The sequence below is a fragment of the Kitasatospora sp. NBC_01246 genome, assembly GCF_036226505.1.
Taxonomy (GTDB): domain Bacteria; phylum Actinomycetota; class Actinomycetes; order Streptomycetales; family Streptomycetaceae; genus Kitasatospora.
Genome location: NZ_CP108484.1, coordinates 5,567,484 through 5,583,855 on the forward strand (window position 1 = coordinate 5,567,484; position 16,372 = coordinate 5,583,855).

Consider the following 16,372-nt stretch of genomic DNA (forward strand, 5'->3'; position numbering starts at 1 on the left):
GCTCAGCCCCCGGACCGCCGGTGCACCAGGGCGAAGGCCTGACGCGCGATCTCCAGTTCCTCGTCGGTGGGGACCACGGCGACCGCGACCCGGCCGTACGCGGGCGAGATGATCCGGGCCTCGCCGGAGCGGACCGAGTTCAGCTCGGGGTCCACCGCGATGCCCAGCTCCTCCAGGCCGGCGGTGGCCGCGGCCCGCACCGGAGCCGCATTCTCGCCGACCCCGGCCGTGAACGCGATCGCGTCCACCCGGCCGAGCACCGCGTAGTAGCCGCCGATGTACTTGCGCAGCCGGTGGACGTAGGCCCGGAACGCCAGCTCGGCGTCGGCGTCCCCGCCCTCGGCCCGCCGCATGATCTCGCGCATGTCGTTGTCGCCGCACAGTCCCAGCAGGCCGCTGCGGCGGTTCAGCAGGTCGTCGATCTCGTCGATCGAGAGACCGCCGACCCGGTGCAGGTGGAACACCACGCCCGCGTCGATATCACCCGAACGAGTGCCCATCACCAGGCCCTCCAGGGGGGTCAGCCCCATCGAGGTGTCCACGCAGCGGCCCCCGGAGACGGCCGAGGCGGAGGCGCCGTTGCCCAGGTGCAGGACGATCACGTTCACCTCGGCCGGGTCCTTGCCGAGCAGCCGGGCGGTGGCCCGCGAGACGTACTGGTGCGAGGTGCCGTGGAAGCCGTAGCGGCGCACCCGGTGCTCGTCCGCGACGGCCTTGTCCACCGCGTACCGGGCCGCGTACTCGGGCATCGAGGCGTGGAAGGCGGTGTCGAAGACGGCGACCTGCGGCAGGTCCGGGCGCAGCGCCCGGGCCACCTCGATGCCGGTGATGTTGGCCGGGTTGTGCAGCGGCGCGACCGGGATCAGCCGGCGGATCTCGGTCAGCACCTCCTCGGTGATCACCGTCGGCTCGGTGAACCGCAGCCCGCCGTGGACCACCCGGTGGCCGATCGCGGCCAGCTCGGGGGAGTCCAGCCCGGTGCCGTCGGCGGCCAGCTCCTCGGCGACGGCCTTCAGGGCGGCGGAGTGGTCGGGGAAGACCTGGAGCGCCTCGCGCCGCTCCCCGGAGCGCGGGGCGTGCACCAGCCGGCCGTTCGCCTCGCCGATCCGCTCGACCAGGCCGGAGGCCAGCCGGGCGCCGTCCAGCATGTCGATCAGCTGGTACTTGACCGACGAGGAGCCGGCGTTCAGGACCAGGACGCGGGTGCCTTCACTCATGCCCGGACTCCTTCGGTGCGGTCCTGCGAGGGGGTGGCCGGGCCCTGCGGCCCGCCGTGTTCCTGCGACTGGATGGCGGTGATCGCGACGGTGTTGACGATGTCCTCGACCAGCGCGCCGCGCGAGAGGTCGTTGACGGGCTTGCGCAGCCCCTGGAGGACCGGGCCGACCGCCACCGCGCCGGCCGAGCGCTGGACCGCCTTGTAGGTGTTGTTGCCGGTGTTGAGGTCCGGGAAGATCAGCACGGTGGCCCGGCCTGCCACCGGCGAGCCGGGCAGCTTGGTGGCCGCGACATGGGCGTCCACCGCCGCGTCGTACTGGATCGGGCCCTCGACCAGGATGTCCGGGCGCAGCGCGCGGACCAGCTCGGTCGCCTTGCGGACCTTGTCGACGTCGGCGCCGGAGCCGGAGGTGCCGGTGGAGTAGGAGAGCATCGCGACCCGGGGCTCCACGCCGAACTGGGCGGCGGTGGAGGCGGACTGGATGGCGATGTCGGCCAGCTGCTGGGCGTCCGGGTCGGGATTGACCGCGCAGTCGCCGTAGACCAGCACCTTGTCGGCGAGGCACATGAAGAAGACCGAGGAGACGATCGCGGCGCCCGGCGCGGTCTTGATCACCTCGAAGGCGGGCCGGATGGTGGCGGCGGTGGAGTGCACCGCGCCGGAGACCATGCCGTCGGCGATGCCCTCCTGGACCATCAGGGTGCCGAAGTAGCTGACGTCCGTGACGACGTCCAGCGCCAGCTCCACGGTCATGCCCTTGTGGGCGCGCAGCCGGGCGTACAGCTCGGCGAACTGGCGGCGCAGCGGGCTGGTCGCCGGGTCGACGATCCGGACCTGGGCGCGGTCGGCCGCCGGGTCCTCCTGCGGGAGGTCGATGCCGAGGGCGGCGGCCTTGCGGCGGACGGTGTCGGGGTCGCCGAGGAGGGTGAGGTCGCAGATGTTGCGGCGGAGCAGCACCTCGGCGGCGCGCAGTACCCGTTCCTCGGCGCCCTCCGGGAGGACCACGTGCCGGCGGGCGCCCCGGGCCCGCTCCAGCAGCGCGTGCTCGAACATCATCGGGGTGACCCGCTCGGACCGGCCGACCTCGATCCGGTTGGTCAACTCGGCCGTGTCCACGTGGAGTTCGAAGAGGCCCAGGGCGATCTCGGCCTTCCGCGGGCTGGCCGAGGTGAGCTTGCCCTCCAGATGGGTCAGGGCGGCGGCGGTGATCCAGCTGCCCTCGGGGACGACGGCGACCGGAGTGCCGGGGGCCAGCCGGGCGGCCAGCGCCATCACGTTCGGGCCGGGGTGCTGGCCGAGCGTCAGCAGCACGCCGGCGATCGGCGGGGCGCCGGCGGCGTGCGCGGCCAGCGAGCCGATCAGCAGGTCGGCGCGGTCCCCGGGGGTGACCACCAGGGCGCCCTCGGTCAGCGCGTCCAGGAAGGTCGGCAGCATGGCGCCGCCGAAGACGAAGCCGCGGACGTCCCGGGCCAGCCCGGCCGCGTCCCCGGTCAGGACCTCGGCGCCGGTGGCCTCGACCAGCTGGGCGACGGTCGGCGCGGCCAGCGCCGGCTCCTCGGGGATGACGTACGCGGGGATCGGCAGCTTCTCGCCGAGGGTGCGCTGGATCCGCTGCTTGGCGCCGGGCGCGACCCGGTTGGCGACCATCGCGAGGGTCTCGCAGCCGAGGTCGGTGTAGGCGCGGTGGGCGTTGCGGACCTCGGCGATCACCGCCGCCGGGTCCTCGGAGTGGCCGCCGACCACCGGCAGCACGGCGGCGCCGAACTCGTTGGCGAGGCGGGCGTTGAAGGCCAGCTCGTCGGGGATGTTGGTGTCCGCGAAGTCGGTGCCCAGCACCAGCACCGCCTGGCAGCGCCGCTCCAGCGCCCGGAACCGGTCGACGAGGGTGGAGACCAGCTCGTCCTGGCCCTGGGCGGCCTGCAGGGCGGCCGCCTCCTCGTAGGTGAGCCCGTACAGCTCGGCGGTGGGCAGGTCGACCCGGTAGCGGGTGCGCAGCAGCTCGACGACGTGGTCGGAGCCCCGCTCGCCGGGCGCGTGCGCGTGCACCAGCGGCCGGAACACCCCGACCCGGTCCACCTGGCGGGTGAGCAGTTCCATGACCCCGAGTTCGACGGCCTGCCGGCCGTCCCCTCGGTCGATCCCGGTCACGTACACGCTGCGCGCCACGTGGGTCTCTCCGTCCCGTCGTCTCAGAGGATGGTCATATCGACCATACCTTCGCACCGGGAACGGACGTCCGCGAGCAGAGGGCCCCGGCCGGGGCAAGGGACGAAGGTCACGTCGGGACGGCCGGGGGTCAGCCCGCCACGGGTTGGAGCCGCGGTAGCCCTCGGCCTGCGGCGGGGAGCCTGGGGGCCGGTCGGTGCCGGGCACGACGGCCCGGCACCGACCGGGCGTGCTCAGGCCGGGCGGAGCCAGACGGTGGCGAGGGGCGGCAGGACGAGTTCGGCGCTGCGGGGCTGGTCGTTCCAGGGGACGGACTCGGTCTTCACCGGGTGGGAGTTGCCGACGCCGGCGCCGCCGTAGGTCTCGGCGTCGGTGTTCAGCACCTCCTCCCAGAGCTGCTCGCGGCCGTCGAGGGCGGGCAGGCCGACCCGGTGGCCGTGCCGCACGACGGGGGAGAAGTTGCAGACCGCGACGAGCGGGGAGCCGTCGGCGGCGTACCGGACGAAGGAGAGCAGGTTGTCCTCGGCCGCGCCGCCGTCCAGCCAGCGGAAGCCGTCCGGCGTGGTGTCCTGCTCCCAGAGCGCCGGGGCGTCGAGGTAGCGGCGGTTGAGGTCGCGGACCAGCCGGCGCATCCCGAGGTGCTCCCCGGCGGCCGGCCAGGACTGCTCGTCGAGCACCCACCACTGCGGGCCCTGCTCGTGGTCCCACTCCGACCCCTGGGCGAACTCCTGCCCCATGAAGAGGAGTTGCTTGCCCGGGTGGGCCCACATGAAGCCCAGGTAGGCGCGCTGGTTGGCGCGCTGCTGCCACCAGTCGCCGGGCATCTTGGAGACCAGCGCCTGCTTGCCGTGCACCACCTCGTCGTGCGAGATCGGCAGCACGTAGTTCTCGGAGTAGGCGTACACCATCGAGAAGGTGATCTCGTTGTGGTGGTACTTGCGGTGCACCGGCTCCTTGGACATGTAGACCAGCGAGTCGTGCATCCAGCCCATGTTCCACTTCAGGCCGAAGCCCAGGCCGCCGCTGTCGGTGGGCCGGGTGACGCCCTCCCAGGCGGTCGACTCCTCGGCGATGGTGAGCACGCCGGGGCAGCGCCGGTAGACGGTGGCGTTCATCTCCTGGAGGAAGGCGGCCGCGTCCAGGTTCTCCCGGCCGCCGTACTGGTTGGGCGTCCAGGCGCCGCCCTCGCGGGAGTAGTCGAGGTAGAGCATCGAGGCGACGGCGTCCACCCGCAGGCCGTCGATGTGGAACTCCTCGCACCAGTACACCGCGTTGGCGACCAGGAAGTTGCGCACCTCGGTGCGGCCGTAGTCGAACTCCAGGGTGCCCCAGTCGGGGTGCTCCGCGCGCAGCGGGTCGGCCGGCTCGTACAGCGGCTCGCCGTCGAAGCGGGCGAGGGCGAAGTCGTCCTTGGGGAAGTGCGCGGGCACCCAGTCGACGATCACGCCGATGCCGTGCCGGTGCAGGGTGTCGACCAGGTGGCGGAAGTCGTCGGGGCTGCCGAGCCGGGCGGTGGGGGCGTAGTAGCCGGAGACCTGGTAGCCCCAGGAGCCGCCGAAGGGGTGTTCCATCACCGGCATGAACTCCACGTGGGTGAAGTTCAACTCCTTGAGGTAGCCGGGCAGTTCCTCGGCGATCGCCCGGTAGCTGGTGAGGTCGGGCCGCCAGGACGGCAGGTGCAGCTCGTAGACCGACATCGGCGCCCGGTGGTGCGCGGCGCGGGCCCGGCGCTCCATCCACTCGTCGTCCTGCCAGCGGTAGGAGGAGGAGGTGACGACCGAGGCGGTGCCCGGCGGGCACTGCGCGGCCCGGGCCAGCGGGTCGGCCTTGTCGAGCACCCAGCCCTGCCGGGTGTGGATCTCGTACTTGTACTGGGTGCCCTCGGCCAGGCCCGGGACGAACAGCTCCCAGACGCCGGAGGAGCCGAGCGAGCGCATCGGGTGCGCGGTGCCGTCCCAGTGGTTGAAGTCCCCGATCAGCCGGACGCCCGCCGCGTTCGGCGCCCAGACCGCGAAGGCGGTGCCGGGCACCCCGTCGACGGTGCGCACGTGCGAGCCGAGGGCCCGCCAGAGCTGCTCGTGCCGGCCCTCGGAGATCAGGTGCAGGTCCAGCTCGCCGAGGGTGGGCGCGATGCGGTAGCCGTCGTGCTGGCTGAGCGGCTCGCTGCCGGGGTAGCTGACCAGCAGCCGGTAGTCGGGCACCTCGGTGCCGGCCAGCAGGCCGGTGAAGAGGCCGTTCTGCTGGTGGGTGAGCTCGGCGGGGCCGTGCGCGGTCTCCACCACGACCCGTTCGGCGAACGGGCGCAGCACCCGGATCGCGGTGCCGCCGTGCACCGGGTGGGCGCCGAGCAGGCCGTGCGGGTCGTGGTGCATGCCGCCGACCAGCCGGTCCACCTCGCTCGGCGGCAGCGGTGCCTCGGGCAGCCGCAGCGCCCCGGGCGGGGCGGCCGGTCCGTCGGGGAGGCCCTCCGGGGCGGCGACGGGGGCGGCAGCGGCGGCAGGGGTTCCGTCGGGGGCGCTCCCCGCGGCGTCTGCGGCCGCGGCGCCGGCGGTGTTGCTGGCCGGGTCCGTAGCCGCGTTCGTGGCCGCCCGGGCGGCGCCGTCCGGGCTGCCGTCGGGCGCCGGGCGGCGCGGTTCGGCCCGCCGGGCCGCCGAGGGCTCGCGCTGGGCGGAGTCCGGGCCCGCCAGGAAGGTGGCAGGCACGGTACGGGGGGTGCGGCCGGGCGGGTCGAGCGGCGTCACGGCGTGGTCCTCCTGCGGAATCGGGGTGGCCGGGGGCGTCGGTGGCGGGCGGGCGTTCTCGGGGGCGGGGGCGGGTGCGGAGCCGGTCTGGCGGGGCCCTCAGACGGTCAGGGCCAGCCGGTTGATCGCGGCCAGCGGGATCGGCAGCCAGCCGGGCCGGTGGCGGGCCTCGTAGACCACCTCGTACACCGCCTTGTCGATCTCCAGGGCGCGCATCAGCTCGGGCGAGGCGGCCGGGTCGGTGCCGCCGCCGGCGGTGTAGCCGGCGCAGAAGGCGGTGCGGTTGCGCTGGGCCCAGGCGGCGGCGAGGTGGGCCAGCTCCGGGTCGGGCGGTGCGCCGGCCAGCAGGTGGGCGGCCGCGTAGTCGAAGGAGCGGAGCATCGCGGCGACGTCGCGCAGCGCGGTCTGCGGTTCGCGCCGCTCGGCGACGGACTTGGCCGGCTCGCCCTCGAAGTCCAGCAGCACCCAGCCGTGCGGGGTCCGCATGGCCTGTCCGAGGTGGAGGTCGCCGTGGATCCGCTGGACCGGCATGCCGTCCGGGTGGGCGTCGGCGAGCTGCTGGAAGGCGGCGCGCAGGGCGGACCGGTAGCGGAGCAGCCCGGGCACGGCGGCCACCGCGCTGTCCAGCCGGTCGGCCATCGCGGTCGCCAGCTGCCGGGTCTGGGTGCGGTCCAGCCGGGCGACCGGCATCGAGCGCGCCAGGACCCGGTGGACCTCGGCGGTGGCCCGGCCGAGCCGGTGCGCCTCGATCGCGAAGTTGCCGGGGGACGGGTCGCCCTTGAGCCGGCCGACCTGGTCCAGGGCCAGCTCCCAGCCGTCCTCGGCCTCCGGCAGGTAGCGCTGGAGCAGGCCGAGAGTGGCCGGTTCCGCGCGCTCCAGCCGGCTCTCGAACCAGGCCGCGACCCGGGGGATCCGGGTGGAGCCGGCCCGCGAGAGCGCCAGCGACAGCTCCAGGTCGGGGTTGGTGCCGGGGTGGATGCGGCGGAAGAGCTTGAGGATGTACGCGGTGCCGTAGATGACCGAGCTGTTGGACTGCTCCGCGGTGGAGGCGCGACCGGGCAGGTTGGTGGGCAGCCCGGAGCCGGGGGTGCGGCGGAACGACAGCGAGCCGAACCGGTCGCCGGTGGCCAGGTGCTCCAGCAGCCGCCCGGTCAGCTCGGGATCGTGCACCGCGTCGTAGAGCGCCGCGCCGTCGTACGGGCCCTGGTTGAGCCGGCCGAGGACGGCGCTCGGCTCGATGTCGGCCGTCCCCGCGGAGCGGATGCCGAGCAGCAGCTGGTAGATGTCCCCGTGCGGTGCGCCCGCGGTGGTGGCGTGCTCGACCCGCAGCAGCAGGTGCAGCAGGGCCGGGTCGCCGACCTGGAGCGGGGTGCCGACCACGGGGGTGAGGCCGGTGATGGGCCGTCCCTTGCCGGCGTACCAGCGCTGGGTGGGGAGCCACTCGGCGATCAGGGGCAGGGCCGCCTGGACGAGTTCGCTGACCCCCAGAGCGGTTCTCCGGGCCGCGGCGCCGCGGGAGCCCACCGGCGCGGGGCCGGTGGGGGTGTCGCGGTGCAGATCGGCTTGAGAACGGGAGGTTTCGGACATGACTCCCTTTCCCCGGAAGCGGGCGGACTGCCCGACGGGTCTGGCCGGGTCCGTCAGTCTTCCGGATTTCGGCGGCGCGGCGGCGACGGCACGCGAGCGGTGCTCAGGTGTCACGCCTTCGTGTAAGTGGCCGTTGGGCTGTTCTCCGTACGCGGTGGTGCAGAGACCTCCGGGGGCGCGGGGTGTTCAACTCTCGCGCCCCCGGAGGGTTTGGTGGAACGGGTGCTCCTGGCGGATCGTTACTTCGATCGCCTGGCGCTGCTGAGGCGCGGGGGCTGCCGGAGCTGGAACCAGTAGAAGCCGTGCCCGGCGAGGGTGAGCAGGTACGGCCACTCACCGATCGAGGGGAAGCGCACCCCGCCGATCAGCTCGACCGGGTACCGCCCTCCGAACTGCCGCAGGTCGAGTTCGGTCGGCTGCGCGAACCGCGAGAAGTTGTTCACGCACATGACCAGGTCGCCCTCGTGCTCCCGCACGAAGGCCAGTACCGCGGGATTGCTGGAGGGCAGCTCGGTGTAGGTGCCGAGGCCGAACGCCGAGTTGAGCTTGCGGATCTCGATCATGCGACGCGTCCAGTGCAGCAGTGAACTCGAACTGCTCTGCTGCGCCTCGACGTTGGTCACCTGGTAGCCGTACACCGGATCCATGATGGGCGGCAGACTGAGCCTGCCCGGGTCGGCGGACGAGAAACCCGCGTTGCGGTCCGGGGTCCACTGCATCGGCGTGCGCACGCCGTCCCGGTCGCCCAGCCAGATGTTGTCGCCCATGCCGATCTCGTCCCCGTAGTAGAGCACCGGGGAGCCCGGCAGGGAGAGCAGCAGGGCGGTGAACAGCTCGATCTGGTTGCGGTCGTTCTCCAGCAGCGGGGCGAGCCGGCGGCGGATGCCCACGTTGGCGCGCATCCGGGGGTCCTTGGCGTACTCCGCGTACATGTAGTCGCGCTCCTCGTCGGTGACCATCTCCAGGGTCAGCTCGTCGTGGTTGCGCAGGAAGATGCCCCACTGGCAGCCGTGCGGGATGCGCGGGGTCTTGGCGAGGATCTCCGACACCGGGTAGCGGGACTCCCGGCGGACCGCCATGAAGATGCGCGGCATCACCGGGAAGTGGAACGCCATGTGGCACTCGTCGCCGCCGGAGGCGAAGTCGCCGAAGTAGTCGACGACGTCCTCCGGCCACTGGTTGGCCTCGGCGAGCAGCACGGTGTCGGGGTAGTCGGCGTCGATCTCCTTGCGGACCCGCTGGAGGAACTCGTGCGTCTCCGGCAGGTTCTCGCAGTTGGTGCCCTCGCGGGCGAACAGGTACGGCACGGCGTCCAGCCGGAAGCCGTCGATGCCGAGGTCGAGCCAGAACCGCAGCCCGGCGATCATCTCGTCCTGGACGCGGGGGTTGTCGTAGTTGAGGTCCGGCTGGTGGGAGAAGAACCGGTGCCAGAAGTACTGCTTGCGCACCGGGTCGTAGGTCCAGTTGGAGGTCTCGGTGTCGACGAAGATGATCCGGGCGTCCGGGTACTGCTTGTCGTCGTCGGCCCACATGTAGAAGTCGCCGTACGGGCCGTCCGGGTCCTCCCGGGAGGCCTGGAACCAGGGGTGCTGGTCGCTGGTGTGGTTCATCACGAAGTCGATGACCACGCGCATGCCGCGCAGGTGCGCGGCGTCGACGAACTCCATGAAGTCGGCGAGGTCGCCGAACTCCGGCAGGACCGACTTGTAGTCCGCGACGTCGTACCCGCCGTCGCGCAGCGGCGAGGCGAAGAACGGCGGCAGCCAGAGGCAGTCGACCCCGAGCCACTGGAGGTAGTCGAGCTTGGACGTGAGCCCCCTGAGGTCCCCGATCCCGTCGCCGTTGCTGTCCTGGAAGGACCGCACCAGCACCTCGTAGAAGACCGCACGTTTGAACCACTCGGGGTCCAGGTTCTTCTTCGAGGTCTCGGGGAAGGTGTCGGGGACGGGCTCGTTCACTGTCACGCTGGGTTCCTCCGAACCGTGAGGAGGTGAGCCGGCTCGGCTGAGGGATCGAGCCGGACGTAGTTGTGCCGGCCCCAGGTGTAGGCGGCGCCGGTGAGCTCGTCGTGCACCGCGAACGGGCCGTCCCCGTCGAGGGTGACGGTGGCCTCCTGGGCGTGGTGCGGGTCGAGGTTGACGACCGTGATGACGTGGTCGGTCAGGCCCTCGGTCGTGGTGGCGGTCTTGGAGAAGGCGAGTACCTGGTCGTTGTCGGTCGGGTGGAAGCGCAGGCCGCGCAGCTGCTGGAGCGAGGGGTGCCGGCGGCGCAGCCGGTTCAGCACGGTGAGCAGCGGGGCCAGGGAGTCGGTGCGGGTCCAGTCGCGGGGTCGCAGTTCGTACTTCTCGGAGTGCAGGTACTCCTCCGAGCCCGGGTGGGCCGGCTCGTTCTCGTACAGCTCGAAGCCGGCGTAGACGCCGTAGCTGGGGGAGAGGGTGGCGGCCAGTACGGCACGGATCGCGAACGCCGCCCGGCCGCCGGTCTGCAGGTACTCGTGCAGGATGTCCGGGGTGTTGGCGAAGAAGTTGGGCCGCATGTAGGAGGCGGCGTCGCCGGCGAGCTCGGAGAGGTATTCGGTGAGCTCCTGTTTGGTGGCGCGCCAGGTGAAGTACGTGTACGACTGGTGGAAGCCGATCTTCCCGAGGGTGTGCATCATCGCCGGCCGGGTGAAGGCCTCGGCCAGGAAGACCACGTCCGGATCGGTGCGGGCGATGTCGGCGAGCACCTTCTCCCAGAACAGCACCGGCTTGGTGTGCGGGTTGTCGACCCGGAAGATCCGCACGCCGTGGCTCATCCAGAACCGCAGGACCCGGAGGGTTTCCTTGACGATTCCGTCCATGTCCTGATCGAAGTTGATCGGATAAATGTCCTGGTACTTCTTCGGGGGGTTCTCGGCATAGGCGATGGTGCCGTCGGCGCGGTGGCTGAACCACTCCGGGTGCTTGTTGACCCAGGGGTGGTCCGGCGAGCACTGCAGCGCGAAGTCCAGGGCCACCTCCAGGTGCAGCGCCGCGGCCTCGGCGACGAAGTGGTCGAAGTCCTCGATGGTGCCGAGGTCCGGGTGGACGGCGTCGTGGCCGCCCTCCGGCGAGCCGATCGCCCAGGGTGAGCCGACGTCGTGCGGACCGGCCGTCAGGCTGTTGTCCGGCCCCTTGCGGAAGGCTCGCCCGATCGGGTGGACCGGCGGCAGGTAGACCACGTCGAAGCCCATCGCGGCGACGGCGGGCAGCCGCTCGGCGGCGGTGCGCAGGGTGCCCGAGCGCGGCGGCTCGACGCCGGAGGGGTCGACCACCGCGCCCTCCGAGCGGGGGAAGAACTCGTACCAGGAGCCGTACAGCGCGCGCTCGCGGTCCACCTGGAGCGGCAGCGGGCGGGAGGCGCTCACCAGTTCGCGCAGCGGGTAGCGGGCCAGCAGGTCGAGCACCTCGGGCGCGAGCGCCGCGGCCAGCCGGGACAGCGGCGGCAGACCGGCGTCGCGCAGGGCGTCCACCGCGGCCAGGATGTGCGCCCGGCCCTCCTTCTTCGGCACGCCGCCCGCGGCCCGCTCCAGCAGCAGCGCGCCCTCCTCCAGCACCAGCGCGGTGTCGATCCCGGCGGGCAGCTTCACCGCGGCCACCTTGCGCCAGGTGGCCAGCGGGTCGCTCCACGCCTCCACCAGGTAGGACCAGCGGCCGGGCGCGGTCGGAGTGACCTGCGCGCCCCAGCGGTCGGTGCCCTCGGCGAGTTCGCGCATCGGCGTCCACGGGCCGCTGCGGCCGCGCGGGTCGCGCAGGACGACGTTGGCGTTCACCGCGTCGTGGCCCTCGCGGAACACGGTGGCGGTGACCGCGAAGGTCTCGCCGACCACCGCCTTGGCCGGGCGACGGCCGGCGTCGACGAGGGGGCTGACGTCCAGGACGGGGATGCGGCCGATCACGGTGTCGCTCTCTGTCGTCTTGCGGGCGGCTGGCTTGCGGGCTGGGGTCTTGGCGGCGGGCTTGGCGGCGGGCTTGGCGGCGGGTCCGGTCGCGGACCCGCCGGTGGCCGTGGTGCGGGCGGGTGCCCGCCGGGGCGCCGGGCCGGCCTTCGCGGCGGCGCCCGTTCCGGAGCCGGCGATCGTCCCGGTGCCGGCGGTGGTGACCTCGGCGCCGGTGGCGGCGGTGCGGCGCGTGGTGGTGCGCCTGCGGGGTGCCGCCGGCCGGCTCTCCTCGGTCCCGGGTTGTCGGGCCGGTTCGGACGGCTGCTCCGGACGGTCGGCCGCGGCGCCCCGGGGTCCCGGCATCGCCGCGTCTGTCCGAGTGTCAGAATCCATCCGTCCGGCGGATTCCGCGACCGCTGCGTCGTGGCTTTCGGCCACCGGTGTGGACTGGTCCCGCGTGTCGCCGTGCATGCCAAACTCCTGCCCGAGATCGGCGGCAGCTCCCGCGGGCCGGGCCGGCCGGGGGGAGTACCGGGAGGACTGCTGGGTGGGGAGGACGTGCGACCGGAAGCCTGCCCGCGCCGCCGTCCCCGGCAACCTGCCCCGCTCCCGCCGAGCCCCTGGCGGGGCGCCCGAGAGCCCGCGCGCGTCCCGGCGCACGCCTCTCGGGGCACGCCCCTGGGCGACCCAACCCACCCGTGAACGAGCAGGCCGAGTCCCAGGACACGCGGCGGCGCGCGGTGAGCGCCGAATGGGCTAAGGAGGTTGGGAACCGATCAACGCGAAAAGGATTCGGACGTGCTGCTTCAAGGAGGGCGCCACCCGTCGCCGCACTCCCCGCAGCATCCACGACCTTGGTTCATAGTCGCACCGGCGACCGGACTTTTGCAGCGGTACGACAGTAGTTTCGGGCTTTGTCCGGGGCGGCTCCGCCGGTGGAAATGGATCTGTTCCGCAATGTTCACGCATTGGTAGCGCGATCCGACGGAACGTGCGCCGCGCGCGCCCCCTGTGCAGCCCAATGCGCCGAATGCGATCTCATCAATAGGCCGAACGGAGGCTCAATAGTCCACTTGACGCGCCCTCATGACAGCCGCCGGGGCTACGCTTCACGCCGTGAAGGCAATCCGCAGATTCACCGTCCGCACTGTCCTGCCCGAACAACTCCAGCCGTTGCACGAGCTGGCCCTCAACCTGCGCTGGTCCTGGCATCCCGAGACCAGGGACCTCTTCCGGTCCGTGGACCCGGAGGTCTGGGCGGCCACGGGGGAGGACCCGGTGCGCCTGCTGGGCGAGGTCCCGGCCGCGCGGCTCGCCGCGCTGGCCACCGACCGCCGGTTCCTGCGCAGACTCGGCGACCTCGCCGACGACCTGCGGGAGTACCTGGCCGGACCGCGCTGGTACCAGGCCGCCCAGCACGGCCTCGACCAACCGGTCGCCGATGCCGCGCAGCCCACCGCCATCGCCTACTTCTCGCCCGAGTACGGCATCGCCGCGGCGCTGCCCCAGTACTCCGGCGGCCTCGGCATCCTGGCCGGCGACCACCTCAAGGCGGCCAGCGACCTCGGCGTGCCGATCATCGGCGTCGGGCTGTTCTACCGCCACGGCTACTTCCGGCAGTCCCTCAACCGGGACGGCTGGCAGCAGGAGCGCTACCCGCTCCTCGACCCGGACGAACTCGCCGTCACGCTGCTCCGGGAGAGTGACGGCACCCCCTGCCGGATCGACCTCGCGCTGCCCGGCGGCCGCACCCTCGCCGCGCACGTCTGGCGGGCCCAGGTCGGGCGGGTGCCGCTGCTGCTGCTCGACTCCGACATCGAGGCCAACTCGGCCGCCGAGCGCGACGTCACCGACCGCCTGTACGGCGGCGGCAGCGAGCACCGGCTGCTCCAGGAGATGCTGCTCGGCATCGGCGGCGTCCGTGCGGTGCGCGCCTACTGCCGGCTCACCGGCCACCCCGCGCCCGAGGTCTTCCACACCAACGAGGGCCACGCCGGCTTCCTCGGGATCGAGCGGATCCGCGAGCTGATCACCGACGGTCCGGCCGAGCCCGGTCTGGACTTCGCCGCCGCCCTGGAGGCCGTCCGGGCCGGCACCCTGTTCACCACCCACACGCCCGTCCCGGCCGGCATCGACCGCTTCGACCGGGACCTGGTCGCCCGCCACTTCGGCGGCGACGCGGCACTGCCCGGCGTCCCGGCCGACCAGGTGCTCGCGCTCGGCGCCGAGACCTGGCGCGGCGGGGACCCGAAGCTGTTCAACATGGCGGCGATGGGCCTGCGGCTCGCCCAGCGCGCCAACGGCGTCTCGACCCTGCACGGCGAGGTCAGCCGGTCCATGTTCAACGGACTCTGGCCGGGATTCGACGCCGCGGACGTCCCGATCACCTCGGTCACCAACGGCGTCCACGCGGCGACCTGGATCGACCCGGCGGTCGTCCGGCTCGGCGCCGCCGAGATCGGCGCCGACCGCGCCGAGGACGCCATGACCACCGGGGACGCCAAGCGCTGGACGGGCCTGGAGCGGATCGGCAACAGCGAGATCTGGGAGCTGCGCCGCAGCCTGCGCGCCCAGCTCGTCGAGGAGGCCCGCCACCGGCTGCGCGCCTCCTGGCGCCAGCGCGGCGCCGGCGAGGCCGAGCTCGGCTGGGTCTCCTCGGTGCTCGACCCGGACGTGCTCACCATCGGGTTCGCCCGCCGGGTGCCCTCCTACAAGCGGCTCACCCTGATGCTGCGCGACCAGGAGCGGCTGCGCGCCCTGCTGCTGAGCCCGACCAGGCCGGTGCAGATCGTGGTCGCCGGCAAGGCCCACCCGGCCGACGACGGCGGCAAGCGGCTGATCCAGCAGATGGTCGCCTTCGCCGACGACCCGGCCGTCCGGCACCGGATCGTCTTCCTGCCGGACTACGACATGGCGATGGCCCGCCACCTCTACCCGGGGTGCGACGTCTGGCTGAACAACCCGCTCCGCCCGCTGGAGGCCTGCGGCACCTCGGGGATGAAGGCCGCGCTGAACGGCTGCCTCAACCTGTCCGTCCTGGACGGCTGGTGGGACGAGTGGTACGACGGCCAGAACGGCTGGGCGATCCCCACCGCCGACGAGAGCGCCGGCGTCCTCGACCCGGAGAGCGGCGAGGCCGAGCGGCGGGACGACATCGAGGCCGCCGCACTGTACGACCTGATCGAGCACCAGGTGGCCGCCCGGTTCTACGACCGGGGCGCGGACGGGCTGCCGCACCGCTGGATCGCCATGGTCCGGCACACCCTGGTCACCCTCGGGCCCAAGGTGCTGGCGGGGCGGATGGTCCGCGAGTACGTCGAGCGGCTGTACACCCCGGCGGCGCTGGCCCAGCGGGAGCTGGCGGCGGCGGTGCCCGGCGGGCCGGTGACCGGCCCGTACGCGGGGGCCCGCGAGCTGGCCGGCTGGAAGGCCAAGGTCCGGGAGGCCTGGCCGGCCGTCCGGGTCGAGCACGTCGAGGCGGAGTGCCCGGACGAGGCGCAGGAGCTGGGCAGCTCGCTGGCGCTGCGGGTGCAGGTCGCGCTCGGCGCGCTGGAGCCCGGTGACGTGGAGGTGCAGGTGGTCTCCGGCCGGGTGGACGAGTCGGACGGCATCTCGGATGCCTGCCTGCTCGCCCTCAAGCCGGTCGGCGGGCCGGACCTCGACGGGCGCACCCGCTACGAGGGCTCGCTGGAGCTCTGCCGGACGGGCCCGTTCGGGTACACCGTCCGGGTGCTGCCGGCCCATCCGCGGCTGGCCTCGCCGGCCGAGCTGGGCCTGGTGGCGCTGCCGCCGGAATCCACCGGGATGGACGCGGGGCTGCTGCGCTGAACGGGTGGGGAGGGCCGGTCGGTCCGGCTCTCCCCACCCCGCCCGGCCGGGCGGGGCCTAGCGGACGGCGGCGACCAGGGAGTCGGTGACGGAGCGCCAGGCCACCCCGGCCTCGCGGAACCCGGTCTCGACGAGCCGGGCGGTGTGCCAGTCGGCGGGGTGCACGGCGCCCTGGGCGTGCGAGCCGTAGAGCGCGTTGCGGGCGGCGACCTCCTCGGCGAGCAATGGGTCGGCCGCGGCCGCCGCCCACCAGCCGGCCCAGTCGAGCACGCCGTCGGCCCGCTCGCGTTCCTGGCGCCGCTGCTGGAAGGCCTCGTCGGCCGCGGTGAGCAGCGGGATCGTCGACTCGGGGGTGTGGTCGGCGTTGAGGAAGACGCCCCCGGGGCGGACCAGCTCGGCGAGGTCCCCGTACAGCCGGACGAGGTCGTCGGTGGGCAGCCAGTGCAGGGCGGTGGCGGTCACCACGGCGTCGAACGGGCCGGGCGGGAGCCGGGTGGCCCAGTCCGGGTCCTTGAGGTCGGCGGTCACCAGGGTGAACCGGGGCTCGTCGGCGAAGATGCCGCGGGCGATGGCCATCAGCGCCGGGTCCTGGTCGACGCCGACGCTGACCGCGCCGGGCAGCCGGGCGAGCAGTCGTTCGCTGATGCTGCCGGTGCCGCAGGCCAGGTCGAGGACGCGCGGCTCGGGGCCGGCGACCGCCTCGACGACGTCCAGCATGGCGCGGAACCGCTCCTCGCGGTCGGGCAGGTACCACTCCTGCTGGCGGTCCCAGCTGCGCTGCCAGTCCTGCCAGTGCGTCCGGTCGGTCACGTCCGCTCCCTAGGTCGTCGGCCTGCGGACCGGTGCGGGCCGGTGCGGCCCGGTCGGTCCCGGGGACGACTCTAGGCCCTTTCGGTAATGGATGAAAGGGCCTAGAGGCTATTACCCGCGCGG

8 protein-coding genes are annotated in these 16,372 nt (G+C 73.2%); 1 reads left to right on the forward strand and 7 read right to left on the reverse strand.

Annotated elements, in window-relative coordinates; genetic code table 11:
* Positions 1–2: 2 nt before the first annotated feature.
* The 6 genes from OG618_RS24275 to OG618_RS24300 form a co-directional block, all read right to left on the reverse strand.
* The gene (locus OG618_RS24275; protein ID WP_329489655.1) at positions 3–1,217 is read right to left on the reverse strand and encodes an acetate kinase; all 1,215 of its coding nucleotides are present in this window, start codon (positions 1,215–1,217) and stop codon (positions 3–5) included.
* Complete coding sequence (pta, locus tag OG618_RS24280; protein ID WP_329489656.1) at positions 1,214–3,385, reverse strand: phosphate acetyltransferase; 2,172 nt, start codon at positions 3,383–3,385, stop codon at positions 1,214–1,216. Before pta ends, OG618_RS24275 begins: the two co-directional genes overlap by 4 nt.
* Before the next feature lie 233 nt (positions 3,386–3,618).
* Positions 3,619–6,126 carry a 1,4-alpha-glucan branching protein GlgB gene (glgB, locus tag OG618_RS24285; protein WP_329489657.1) on the reverse strand — a complete coding sequence of 836 codons (2,508 nt, stop codon included), beginning with the start codon at positions 6,124–6,126 and terminating at the stop codon, positions 3,619–3,621.
* Between the two features lie 99 nt (positions 6,127–6,225).
* Positions 6,226–7,713 carry a maltokinase N-terminal cap-like domain-containing protein gene (locus OG618_RS24290; RefSeq protein ID WP_329489658.1) on the reverse strand — a complete coding sequence of 496 codons (1,488 nt, stop codon included), beginning with the start codon at positions 7,711–7,713 and terminating at the stop codon, positions 6,226–6,228.
* A gap of 239 nt (positions 7,714–7,952) precedes the next feature.
* Complete coding sequence (gene treS, locus OG618_RS24295; protein ID WP_329489659.1) at positions 7,953–9,677, reverse strand: maltose alpha-D-glucosyltransferase; 1,725 nt, start codon at positions 9,675–9,677, stop codon at positions 7,953–7,955.
* The gene (locus OG618_RS24300) at positions 9,674–11,629 is read right to left on the reverse strand and encodes an alpha-1,4-glucan--maltose-1-phosphate maltosyltransferase (RefSeq protein ID WP_329492250.1); all 1,956 of its coding nucleotides are present in this window, start codon (positions 11,627–11,629) and stop codon (positions 9,674–9,676) included. Before OG618_RS24300 ends, treS begins: the two co-directional genes overlap by 4 nt.
* A gap of 1,098 nt (positions 11,630–12,727) precedes the next feature.
* Here OG618_RS24300 and glgP point away from each other — a divergent pair.
* On the forward strand, positions 12,728–15,439 hold the full coding sequence (gene glgP, locus OG618_RS24305) for an alpha-glucan family phosphorylase (protein WP_329489660.1): 2,712 nt from the start codon (positions 12,728–12,730) through the stop codon (positions 15,437–15,439).
* 57 nt (positions 15,440–15,496) lie between these two features.
* Here glgP and OG618_RS24310 read toward each other — a convergent pair whose 3' ends face one another.
* Complete coding sequence (locus OG618_RS24310; protein ID WP_329489661.1) at positions 15,497–16,249, reverse strand: class I SAM-dependent methyltransferase; 753 nt, start codon at positions 16,247–16,249, stop codon at positions 15,497–15,499.
* Positions 16,250–16,372 lie beyond the last annotated feature (123 nt).

What these genes read in the sequence shown, in the direction of transcription:
- OG618_RS24275 (WP_329489655.1), bottom strand. Translation starts at nt 1,217, where the DNA reads ATGAGTGAAGGCACCCGCGTCCTGGTCCTGAACGCCGGCTCCTCGTCG.
- OG618_RS24290 (WP_329489658.1), bottom strand. Translation starts at nt 7,713, where the DNA reads ATGTCCGAAACCTCCCGTTCTCAAGCCGATCTGCACCGCGACACCCCC.